We start from the raw sequence: 12,857 nt of genomic DNA, 5'->3' as shown, positions 1-12,857 counted from the left end.
GCCATGGGGAACGAAACGGACAAGAAGCCCACGCTCACGCGCGAGGAGAAGCTCGCGCTGCTCGCGAAGCGGTTGGAGAAGAAGCCCCGGCCCGCGTTGCCGCTGACGTTCTCCCAGCAGCGGCTGTGGTTCCTGGTACAGCGCGCACCCGGGCTGTCTGCCTACCACCTGCCGTTGGTCCTGGAGCTGTCCGGCCGCCTGGATGAGGCCGTGCTGGAGCGGAGCCTCCAGGAAGTGGCGCGGCGCCACGAGTCGCTGCGCACGCACTTCGGCGAGGTCTCCGGAACACCGGTGCAGTTCGTCGATCCCCAAGCACGCCTGCCGTTCACGGTGGAAGGACTGGAAGACGTCCCCGAAGCGGCGCGCGAAGCCGCCGTGCGGCAGCGTATCCAGCTTGAGCTGGAAACACCGTTCGACCTGTCCCGTGGCCCACTGGCTCGCGGGGTGTTGCTGCGCGTGGCTCCGGAGCGCCATGTGCTCCTGGTGGTGGTGCACCACCTCATCTCCGACCATGGGTCCATGGGCGTGCTCACCCACGAGATGGTGGCGCTCTATGACGCCTTGGCCCAGGGCCTGCCGTCGCCGCTGCCTGTGTTGCCGCTCCAATACGGGGACTACGCGTCCTGGCAGCGGGGCAAGCTTCGCGGTGACGCGCTCGACGCGCACCTGGAACTCTGGCGCAAGCGGCTAGAGGGCGCGCCGCATGAACTGGAGCTGCCGACGGATCGCCCGCGGCGCTCCGCGACCGGACGGGCAGCTCAGCGCGGCGTCTCGTTGCCCGTGTCATGGTTGGAACGCCTCGAGTCGCTGGCGCAGGCCGAAGGCGCCACGTTGTTCATGGCCGTGCTGGCGGGGCTCCAGGTCCTGCTTTCACGTTACACCGGGCAGAAGGACCTGCTCATTGGCGCCTCGCACACGAACCGGGGCAGGCAGGAGACGAAAGGGCTGGTGGGCCTCTTCGTCGAGCCGCTGGTCCTGCGAGCGGACCTCTCCGGCCGTCCGGGCTACCGTGAGCTGCTTCGCCGCGCGAAGGCGGACACGGAGGAGGCCTTCGCGAACGCGCATGTTCCTTTCGAACCGCTGCTGAGTGCACTGGGCGGGGAGCAGGACCCGACGCGCGCACCGATGTTCCAGGTGCTCCTGGGGGAACTCGACGCGCCGCCACCGCTTCGCGAGGTGCAAGGGCTCGATGTGCGCGTGCTCGACGCGGATGTGTCGAGCACCGACGTGGACCTGACCCTGATGATGTCCCGAGGCCCTGATGGGCTTGCGCTGACGGCCACGTACAACTCGGAGTTGTATGACGCGGCCACCGTCGAGCGACTGCTGGGCCATCTGGAGACGCTGCTCGACGCGGCGGTGACGTCACCCGACCGGCCCGTGGAGACGCTGGCGATGCTCTCGGTCGAGGAGCGGCACCGGTTGCTGGAGACATGGAGCGGCGCGAACGAGCCCTTGCCTCCGGACGCCTGTGTCCATGCATTGTTCGAAGCGCAGGTCGCGCGGACACCGGACGCCTCTGCCGTGGTGTCCGGCGACGAGTCCGTGACGTATCGCGAGCTGAACGCGCGGGCGAACGACGTGGCGGCTCGCCTGCGAGCGCTCGGCGTGGGCCTGGAGTCCCGGGTGGCAGTGTGCGTGGAGCGCTCGGTCGAGTTGCTGGCGGCGTTGCTGGGTGTGCTCAAGGCGGGTGGCGCCTACGTGCCGCTGGACCCGGAGTACCCAGCGGAGCGGCTGGGCTACATGCTGGAGGACAGCGGCGCTCGCGTGGTCGTGGCACGGCGAGAGTACCGCGAGAAGCTGGGCGAGGCATCAGGACGGGTGTGGTTGGACGTGGCGTCGCTCACGCCGGACGCAGAGGTGATGACGTCCGAGTCGACCGCCGTCGTTCCACCGGAAGCCGCGGCGTACGTGCTCTACACGTCGGGCTCCACGGGGCGGCCGAAGGGCGTGGTGGTGCAGCACCGCTCCCTGGTGAGCTTCATTCGCGCGGAGTGGCAGGCTTGCCCGGTGGAGCCGGGTGACCGGGTGCTGCAGTTCGCGTCCATCAGCTGGGATACGAGCGCGGAGGAGATCTATCCGTGCCTCACGCGCGGCGGCACGCTGGTGCTGCGCACGCCGGAGATGCTGGACGTCCCGGAGGTCTTCCTGGCCCGGTGTGAAGCGGCCGGCATCACCCAGCTCAACCTGCCCACGGCCTTCTGGCATGAAGTGACGGCGAGCCTGGATGAAGGCAAGGCGCGCCTGCCCTCGGGGCTGAAGTGGGTGGTTATCGGTGGCGAGCGCGCCGTCCCCGCGCGGGTGTCGCAGTGGCGGCAACGCGTGGGCCGCGCGGTGCCTCTGCTGAACACGTACGGCCTCACCGAAGTGACAGCGGTGGCCACGGCCGTGGACCTGACCACCGACACCGAGGACTCCGGGCGCGAGGTGGCCATTGGCCGGCCGCTGTCGAATGTCCGCATCTACGTCCTCGACGGGGAGCTGGAGCCAGTGCCCGCGGGCGTGGTGGGCGAGCTGTACGTCGGTGGTGAAGGTGTGGCGCGCGGGTATCTCGGCCGGCCGGAGCTGACCGCGGAGCGGTTCGTCCCCGCGCCCCTGGGGGACGGGACGCGGCTGTACCGCACCGGCGACAAGGCGCGATGGCGGCGGGATGGCGTACTGGAGTACCTGGGCCGGGGTGACTCGCAGGTGAAGGTGCGCGGTCATCGCATCGAGCCCGGTGAGGTGGAGTCGGCGCTGCTCGGGCAACCGGACGTGCGCGAGGCGCTGGTCGTGGTGCGCGAGGACGCACCGGGCGACAAGCGACTGGTGGCCTACGTGGTGCCCCGCGATGGGCGTGTGCTGGAGGGCGGTGAGGTGCGTGCGGGCCTGGAGTCGCGCCTGCCGCGGTTCATGGTGCCGCAGGCGGTGGTGGTGCTGGATCGGCTTCCGCTGCTTCCGAACGGGAAGGTGGACCGCAAGGCGCTGCCCGCGCCGGAGGCGGTACGGGAGTCTCGAAAAGCGGCGCACGTCGCGCCTCGCACGCCCGTGGAGCAGATGCTCGCGGGCTTCTGGGCGGAGGTGCTGCGCCTGGAGACGGTGGGGCTGCACGACAACTTCTTCGAGGTGGGCGGACACTCGCTGTTGGCAATGCAACTGGTCGCTCGGGTCCGTGAAGCCTTCCGAGTGGACCTGCCGCTGCGCGACGTCTTCGAGTCGGCCACGGTGGCGGCGCTCGCGGAACGGATTTCCAGAGCGGTGGCGACCGCGGGCAGTCCTCCGCCTCCACTGAAGCGGATGGAGCGCGGCGGCACGGCTCCGTTGTCGTTCGCACAACAACGACTGTGGTTCCTGGCGCAGCTCGATCCGGCGAATACGTCCTACAACCTCTGGGCGCCTGTGCGCGTGACAGGGGAGCTGGACATCGGTGCGCTGGCACGGAGCTTCGATGCGTTGCTCCGCCGACATGAGGCGCTGCGCACCACGTTCCGCGCCGAAGATGGCTTGCCGGTGCAGGTCATCTCCGCGGAGACGCAGGTGCCGCTGGAGGTGGTGGACCTGTCCGTGTTGCCAGAAGGCGAACGCGAGGCCTCGGCGAAGGCACGGACCGAGGCGGAAGTGGGCCGGCCATTCCACCTGGAGCAGGGGCCCTTGCTGCGTACGGTGCTGCTCAAGGTGTCCGAACAAGAGCACGTGCTGGTGCTGGTGATGCACCACATCGTGTCGGACTACTGGTCCATGGGCATCCTCGTGCGGGAGGTGGCCGCGCTCTACGAGGCATTGTCTCAGGGGCGGCCGGCACAGCTGCCCGAGCTGCCCGTGCAGTACGCGGACTTCGCGATGTGGCAGCGCGATTGGTTCAAGGGGCAGGTGTTGGAGTCGCAGCTCGCGTACTGGCGGACGCAGCTCGCTGGGACGCCGCGAGCGTTGGAACTCCCTACGGACAAGCCGCGACCTGTGACGCAGACGTTCAGGGGCGCGAACCTTCAGATCCTGTGGCCGAAGGCGCTGTGGCGTGAGGTGGAGTCGCTTGGCCGACGCGAAGGCGCGACGCCCTTCATGGTGTTGCTGGCCGCGTTCCAGACGGTGCTGTCGCGCTACTCGGGCCAGGACGACGTGAGCGTGGGGGCGCCCATCGCAGGGCGTTCGCACTCGGAGACGGAGGGGCTGATTGGGTTCTTCGTCAACACGCTGGTCCTGCGGTCGAAGCTGTCGCCCGCGCTGAGCTTCCGCGCGCTGCTGAGGCATGTCCGTGAGGTGACCTTGGGCGCCTATGCGCACCAGGACGTGTCATTCGAGAAGCTGGTGGAGGAACTCCAGCCCGAGCGCGACCTGAGCCGCAGCCCGTTCTTCCAGGTGACGCTGACCCTTCAGAACACTCCTGCCGCCGAAGTTCAGTTAAGGGGCATCACCCTCAAGGGACTGGCGACGGAGGAGAAGACCTCGAAGTTCGATCTGTCACTGGTGGTGGAGGAGGTTCCGGACGGCGTCGTGGCGATGGTCAACTACAACAGCGACCTTTTCGAGGCCGGGACGATGGACCGGATGCTCGGACACATGAGGGTGCTGTTGGAGGCAGCCGTTGCTGAGCCGGAGACGCGGCTGGCCGAGCTGCCGCTGATGGGCCGTGAAGAGCGGAAGCGGCTGGTGAAGGAGTGGAGCGGGACGGCATCGGAGTACCCGCGTGAAGCGAGCCTGAGTGCCCTCTTCGAGCAGCAGGTGCAGCGGACGCCGGATGCGGTAGCAGTGGAGTACGAGGACCGGCGGCTGACGTACGCGGAGCTGAATCGCCGTGCGAACCAGTTGGCACACCACCTGAGAAGCATGGGTGTGGGGCCCGAGGTGAGGGTGGGGTTGTGCGTGGAGCGCTCGCTGGAGCTGGTGGTGAGCGTGCTGGGCATCCTGAAGGCAGGGGGCGTGTACGTGCCTTTGGATGCCAGCTACCCGCTGGAGCGACTGGCGTGGATGAAGGCGGAGGCCGGCGTCGCGGTGCTGGTGGCGCAGGAGAAGCTGGCGGACGAGGTAGCCGCGGGTGGCGAGTTGGTGGTGTGCGTAGACACGGAGTGGGACACGCAGATTGCCCTGCAACCGGAGGTCGCACCGAGCACTCATGTGGGCGGTGGAAACCTGGCGTACGTGATGTTCACGTCGGGAAGCACGGGGAAGCCGAAGGGAGTGGGCGTGCCGCACCGAGCGGTGTCACGCCTGGTGCTGGGGACGGACTTCGCGCACTTCGGGCCCGAAGAGGTGTGGCTGCAACTGGCGCCCATCTCCTTTGACGCCTCGACGTTGGAAGTATGGGGCGCGCTGCTGCACGGCTCGCGGTTGGTGGTGTACCCAGCAGGGACGCCGACGTTGGAGGAGCTGGGCCGGAAGCTGGAGTCGTCGGGCGTGACGTCGCTGTGGCTGACGGCGGCGCTCTTCGAGCAGATGCAGGCGCGGCAGCCGAAGGCGTTGGCCAGTGTCCGCCAGTTGCTGGCGGGTGGTGACGCCTTGCCGGTGTCCCGCGTGAAGGAGCGGCTGGCGGCGGGCGGTGTGCTCATCAACGGGTACGGCCCGACGGAGAACACGACGTTCTCCAGCACGTACCGGATGGAGAGGCTGGAGGAGGTAGGTGCCTCGGTGTCCATCGGCCGGCCTGTGAAGAACACGGTGGCTTACGTGCTGGACGTGGGGATGCGCCCGGTGCCGGTGGGCGTACCGGGTGAGCTGTACGTGGGTGGAGACGGGTTGGCCGTCGGGTATGTGGGACGCCCGGAGTTGACGGCGGAGCGCTTCGTCCCAAGCCCATTCGGTGAGGGAGAGCGGCTGTACCGCACGGGAGACGTGGTGCGGTGGCAGGGGAACGGGACGCTGGAGTTTCTGGGCCGAGCGGACACGCAGGTGAAGGTGCGTGGCTACCGGATTGAGTTGGGCGAAGTGGAAGCGGCGCTGGCCCAGCACAGTGGCGTCAGCGAAGCCGTGGTGGTGGCGCGGGAGGACGGGAGCGAAGGCAAGCGGCTGGTGGCCTACGTGACGGCGCAAGAGGGCGCGGAACTGGAGTCCAGCGCGCTGAGAAGCCACGTGAAGCAGCGGTTGCCGGAGTACATGGTGCCTTCTGCGTACGTGGTGCTGGAGACGCTGCCGCTGACGCCGAACGGCAAGGTGGACCGCAAGGCGCTGCCCGCCCCGGATGCCCAGGGGCCGAAGACGGCGCACTTCGCGGCGCCTCGAACGGCGACTGAGCAAAAGCTGGCGTCCATCTTCACCGAGGTGCTGAACGTCGAGCGCGTCGGACTGGAGGGGGACTTCTTCGAGCTAGGTGGCCACTCGCTGCTGGCCACGCAGTTGGTGTCACGCGTCCGCGAGTCCTTCCAGGTGGAACTCCCCCTGAGGGACGTCTTCGAATCGCCGACGGTGGAGAAGCTCGCTCTCCGGCTGGAGGAAATGCAGGCGGGGGCTTCAGCCCTACACGCACCGCCCCTGACGCGAGTCCCTCGGTTGGGGGCACTGCCGCTGTCATTCGCTCAGCAGCGACTGTGGTTCCTCGAACAGCTGGAGCCGGGGAGCCCCGTCTACAACATTCCCTTGGCCATCCGGCTTTCGGGCGCCCTGCGAGTCGATGCACTGGAGCGCGCCCTTCGTGAGCTGGTGCGGCGCCACGAAGTCCTGCGAACGACGTTCCGCTCCGAGGGCGGGACGCCCGTACAGATCGTCTCCCACCAGACGGTGAATACACTGCCGGTGGTGGACCTGTCGTCGCTCTCGTCCGAGGCGGCCGAGACGGAGGTCCAGCATCTGCTGCGTGAGGAGTCTCTCCGCGGATTCGACCTCGCCAGTGGGCCGCTGCTGCGCACACGATTGCTGAAGCACTCCGAGGCGGAGCATGTGCTCCTGGCGAACATGCATCACATCGTCTCGGACGGGTGGTCCATGGGCGTCATCGTCCGAGAGCTCGCGGCACTCTACGGGGCCTTCCGCGAAGGACAGCCGTCGCCCCTGCCTGAACTGGACGTGCAGTACGGTGACTTCTCCGCGTGGCAGCGTGCCTGGCTGGAGAGTGGAGCGCTTCAGCGGCAACTGGACTGGTGGCGTCAGCAACTCGAAGGAGCCCCTCACGTCCTCTCGATTCCCACGGACAGGCCGTTGCCCGCGGTTCAGACCTTCCGAGGCGCGAATCTCCCGGTGCGCATTCCACCGGCGTTGTCATCCGGCGTGAAGACACTGGCGCAGCGGCATGGTGCAACGCCGTTCATGGTGCTGCTGGCGGGCTTCCAGGTGTTGCTGGCCCGGTACTCGGGGCAGGACGACGTGGTGGTGGGAACCCCCGTCGCCGGACGTAACCGCGCGGAGACGGAAGGGCTCATCGGCTTTTTCGTCAACACCGTGGTGTTGCGAGCACGCGCGTCCGCTGAGAAGCCGTTCCTCGCGTTGCTTCGCGAGGTGAAGGACGCGGCACTGGGTGCCTATGTGCATCAGGACGTTCCATTCGAGCAACTCGTGGAAGAGCTCCAGCCGGAACGCACGCTCAGCCACTCGCCGCTGTTCCAGGTGATGTTCTCCTTGCAGAACACGCCAGTACCGGAGGCGCTCGTGCCCGGGCTCTCGATGAGCGCGATGGACACGGAGATCGGCGCCGCGAAGTTCTTCCTGACGCTGGCGTTGGAGGACCTGCCGGACGGCTTCTCCGGCGTCTTCGAGTACAACGCGGACCTCTTCGAGCCGGCCACCGTCCAGCGCATGGCCGCGCACTGGCTTACGCTGTTGGAGGCTGCCGTGGCCTCCCCGGACCGCCGTTTGTCCGAGCTGCCGCTGCTCTCTCCTCAAGAGCGGCACCAGCTCCTGGTGGAGTGGAACGACACCACAACGGCGTATCCACGCGATACGCCCGTGCACGTGCAGTTGGCGGACCTGGCGACGCGCATTCCGGAAACGGTGGCGCTCGCTTGGGAGGGTGGGCAGCTCACGTTCGCGGAGCTGCTGGCGCGGAGCCGCTTGTTGGCGGCGCATTTGCGGCGCTTGGGGGTGGGCCCCGAGGTCCGGGTGGGCCTCTTCGCGCGCCGGTCGCCGGAGTTGGTGGTGGGACTGCTCGCCATCCTGGAGGCCGGTGGTGCCTGGGTGCCGCTGGAGCCGGACGCTCCCCGTGAGCGGCTGGCGCGCATCCTGGAGGACGCGGCGCCCGCGATACTCCTCACCCAGCGGGCGTTGCGAGACCTGGCGCCCGCGACGTCGATGCCCGTGGTGTTGCTCGAGGATGACCTTGGGTCAGTCGCCGCTGGAACTTGGGATGCGAGCGCGGTGGCGGACAACGCCGCCTACGTCCTCTTCACCTCGGGGTCCACGGGACGTCCGAAGGGCGTGCTCGTCTCCCACCGCGCATTGGCGCGACACACGGCGTGGTTCACCGCCGCGCTGAAGCTGGGCACGGGAGACCGGGTGCTGCAGAAGGCCTCTGTTGGCTTTGACGCCTCGGTGCCCGAGCTGCTGGCCACGCTGGTCTCTGGTGCTCGGCTGGTCATCGCACCGCCTGCTGCCGAGAGGGACACCGAGGTGCTGCTGACCGCACTGGAACGCATGCAGGTCACGGTGCTCCAGTTGGTGCCGTCGCAGCTTCGCGTCCTGTTGGCGCACGAAGGTGTGGCGCGAGCCGCGGGCCTGAGGGTTCTGGTATCCGGGGGCGAGGCGCTGCCGGTGGAGCTCGTTCATCAGGCTCGGGAGCGGTTGCCGTCCACGAGCATCATCAATGCGTACGGACCGACCGAGACCACGGTTGATGCCACGGCCTGGCTGGGAGGCGACCTGGGCGAAGGCTCCTTCGCGCCCATTGGCCGACCCATCGCGAACACCCAGGCCTTCGTCCTGGATGCTCAGGGCCAGCCTGTCCCAGTGGGCGTCCCGGGTGAACTCTTCGTCGGTGGAGATGGCCTGGCTCGCGGGTACGTGGGCCGGCCAGACCTGACGGCGGAGCGTTTCGTGCCGGACGCCTTGGGAGGTACGCCGGGTGCCCGGCTCTACCGCACGGGTGATCAGGTTCGGTGGCGCTCGGGGGGCTCGCTGGAGTTCCTGGGCCGCGTGGACACGCAGGTGAAGGTGCGGGGGCACCGCGTCGAACCCGGCGAGGTGGAGGCGGTGCTTGCGGAGCACCCGGCCGTCCACGTCGCCGTGGTGGTGTCGCGGAAGGACGATTCGAATGAGACGCGGCTCGTGGCCTACGTGGTGCCAGGCGATGCGTCAGGCGCGGTGGATGCCACGGCGCTGCGGGCCTTCCTGGCGGAGCGTCTGCCTCTGGCCATGGTGCCCTCGTGGTTCGTGCTCCTGGAGTCGCTGCCGCTGCTCCCCAGCGGGAAGGTGGACCGCAAGGCGCTGCCCGCACCCGAGGTGGACGTCAGCGAGCGACAGTACGTCGCACCCCGCACCCCGACGGAAGAGCTGCTGTGCGGCTTCTTCAGCAGGGTGCTGGGCGTGGAGCGCGTGGGCATTCACGACGGCTTCTTCGAGCTGGGGGGCCACTCGCTCCTCGCGACACAGCTCGTCTCGCGGGTGCGTTCGGCCTTCCGGGTGGACCTCGCGCTGCGGGAGTTGTTCGAGGCGCCCACGGTAGCGGAGTTGGCGCGTCGCATCGAGCAGGCGAAGCGGTCTGGGGCCGAGATGCCGATGCTTCGGAGCCCGGCGGTGCCTCGCGCACGTGAGCTGCCCTTGTCGTTCGCGCAGCAGCGGCTTTGGTTCCTGGATCAACTCCAGCCTGGAAGTGCGTTCTACAACGTGTCCGCGGTGGTGAAGTTGACCGGCGCGCTGGACCCGCGCGCGCTGGAGTGGAGTTTCGAGGAGCTGGTGCGCCGCCACGAGGCCCTGCGGACGACCTTCCGGGACAAGGGGGGGGCCCCGGTGCAGGTCATCTCGGCCGAGCCGGCGCTCGCCTTTGCTGTGGTGTCCCTGGAAGCGCTGGATGACACCGAGCGCGATGCCGCTGCGAAGCGCTGGGCTGAAGAGGAGGCCCAGCGACCCTTCGACCTGAAGAAGGGGCCGTTGTTGCGAGCCACGTTGCTACAGCTGCGGGAGCGGGAGCATGTGCTGGTGCTGGTGATGCACCACATCGTGTCGGACGAATGGTCCATGGGCATCCTCGTGCGCGAGGTGGCCGCGCTCTACGAGTCGTTGTCCCAGGGACAGCGCTCCTCGTTGCCGGACCTTCCGATCCAGTACGGCGATTACGCTGTCTGGCAGCACCAGTGGCTGGCAGACGATGTGTTGGAGGCGCAGCTCGGATACTGGCGACAGCAGCTCGCTGGGGCGCCGAGTGCGTTGGCGTTGCCCACGGACAAGCCCCGCCCGGTGATGCAGACGTTCCGCGGGGGCATGCAGGAGGCGCTCTGGCCCTCCGAGCTATGGGGCGCGGTGAAGGCGCTCGGGCAGAGAGAGGGCGCGACACCGTTCATGGTGCTGCTCGCGGCCTTCCAGTCGCTGCTGTCGCGCTACTCGGGCCAGGATGACGTGAGCGTGGGCTCGCCCATCGCGGGCCGTACGCGTGAAGAGACGGAGGGGTTGATTGGCTTCTTCGTCAACACGTTGGTGCTGCGGACGAAGGTCTCCCCTGTGTCGAGCTTCCGCGATCTGCTCGCTCAGGTACGGGAGGTGACGCTGGGTGCGTATGCGCACCAGGACGTGCCATTCGAAAAGCTGGTGGAGGAACTCCAGCCCGAGCGTGACCTGAGCCGCAGCCCGTTGTTCCAGGTGACGCTGACGCTGCAGAACACGCCATTCTCCGAGGTCCAACTGCGCGAACTGACGCTGACGGGCGTCGACGCAGAGGAGAAGACCTCGAAGTTCGATTTGTCGCTGCTCGCGGAAGAGGTGCCGCACGGGTTCTCCGTGGCGGTGAACTACAACAGCGACCTGTTCGAAGCCGCGACGATGGAACGGTTGCTGGGGCACCTGCGGGGAGTCCTGGAAGCCGCAGTGAGCGCTCCAGAGCTGCGGCTGGCCGAACTGCCGCTGATGGGCCGTGAAGAGCAGCAGTTGGTGAAGGAGTGGAGCGGGACAGCTTCAGCGTACCCACGCGATGCGAGCCTGAGTGCTCTCTTCGAGGCGCAGGTTGAGCGGACGCCGGATGCGGTAGCAGTGGAGTACGAGGACCGGCGGCTGACGTACGCGGAGCTGAATCGCCGTGCGAACCAGCTGGCACACCACCTGAGAAGCATGGGTGTGGGGCCCGAGGTGAGGGTGGGGTTGTGCATGGAGCGCTCGCTGGATCTGGTGGTGAGCGTGCTGGGCATCCTGAAGGCAGGGGGCGTGTACGTGCCGCTGGATGCCAGCTACCCGCTAGAGCGTCTGGCGTGGATGAAGGCGGAGGCTGGCGTCGCGGTGCTGGTGGCGCAGGAGAAGCTGGCGGACGAGGTAGCCGCGAGTGGCGAGTTGGTGGTGTGCGTGGACACGGAGTGGGAGACGCAGATTGCCCATCAGCCGGAGAGCACGCCGAGCACTCATGTGAGCGGTGGAAACCTGGCGTACGTGATGTTCACGTCGGGAAGCACGGGAAAGCCAAAGGGCGTGGGCGTGCCGCACCGAGCGGTGGCACGTCTGGTGCTGGGGACGGACTTCGCGCACTTCGGGCCGGAAGAGGTGTGGCTGCAACTGGCGCCCATCTCCTTTGACGCATCGACGCTGGAAGTGTGGGGCGCGCTGCTGCACGGCGCGGAGCTGGTGGTGTACCCGGCGGGGACGCCGACGCTGGAGGAGTTGGGCCGGAAGCTGGAGTCGTCGGGCGTGACGTCGCTGTGGCTGACAGCAGCGCTCTTCGAGCAGATGCAGGCGCGGCAGCCGAAGGCGCTGGCGAGTGTCCGCCAACTGCTGGCAGGTGGTGACGCGCTGCCTGTGTTGCGAGTGAAGGAACGACTGGCAGCAGGCGGCGTGCTCATCAACGGGTATGGCCCGACGGAGAACACGACGTTCTCCAGTACGTACCGAATGGAGAGGCCCGAGGAAGTAGGTGCCTCGGTGTCCATCGGCCGGCCGGTGAAGAACACGGTGGCCTACGTGCTGGACGGGGCAATGCGTCCAGTGCCGGTGGGGGTACCGGGCGAGCTGTACGTGGGCGGAGACGGCTTGGCAGTGGGGTACGTGGGGCGCCCGGAGTTGACGGCGGAGCGCTTCGTCCCAAGCCCATTCGGTGAGGGAGAGCGGCTGTACCGCACGGGAGACGTGGTGCGGTGGCTGGGGAACGGGACGTTGGAGTTCCTGGGCCGAGCAGACACGCAGGTGAAGGTGCGTGGCTACCGGATTGAGCTGGGGGAAGTGGAAGCGGCGCTGGCCCAGCACGGTGGTGTCAGCGAAGCCGTGGTGGTGGCGCGGGAGGATGGAGGCGAAGGCAAGCGGTTGGTGGCCTACGTGACGGCAGAGGAAGGTGCCTCGCTGGACACGGATGCACTGCGAAGCCACGTGAAGCAGCGGTTGCCGGAGTACATGGTGCCGTCGGCGTATGTAGTGCTGGAGGCGCTGCCGCTGACGCCGAACGGCAAGGTGGACCGCAAGGCGCTGCCCGCCCCGGATGCCCAGGGGCCGAAGACGGCGCACTTCGCGGCGCCTCGAACGGCGACTGAGCAAAAGCTGGCGTCCATCTTCGCCGAGGTGCTGAACGTCGAGCGCGTCGGACTGGAGGGGGACTTCTTCGAGCTGGGTGGCCATTCGCTGCTGGCTACGCAGCTGGTCTCGCGCGTCCGCGAAGCCTTCCATGTTGAGTTGCCTCTCCGGGATGTCTTTGAGGCGCCCACGATAGAGAAGCTCGCCCAGCGGATCGGGACGGAACCGAACGGCACGCAGGTGCTTCATGTGCCGCCGCCGACGCGAATTGAACGAACCGGGCCGCTGCCCCTGTCGTTCGCGCAGCAGCGACTGTGGTTCCT

Annotated in this window: 1 protein-coding gene (cut by a window edge); it reads left to right on the top strand. The window is 67.9% G+C overall.

From position 1 onward, the window contains the following. Nucleotides 1–3 precede the first annotated feature (3 nt). On the top strand, nt 4–12,857 hold the start of the coding sequence (locus HNV26_RS05080; RefSeq protein WP_171452769.1) for a non-ribosomal peptide synthetase. Its footprint extends 16,603 nt past the window's final position; only the first 12,854 of its 29,457 coding nucleotides appear in the window; the start codon lies at nt 4–6; its stop codon lies beyond the right edge, outside the window.

The organism is Myxococcus xanthus (assembly GCF_013116825.1).
GTDB lineage: Bacteria > Myxococcota > Myxococcia > Myxococcales > Myxococcaceae > Myxococcus > Myxococcus xanthus_B.
The sequence above is the reverse complement of the archived record's forward strand: the minus strand, read 5'-3'. Positions and strand labels throughout refer to the sequence as shown.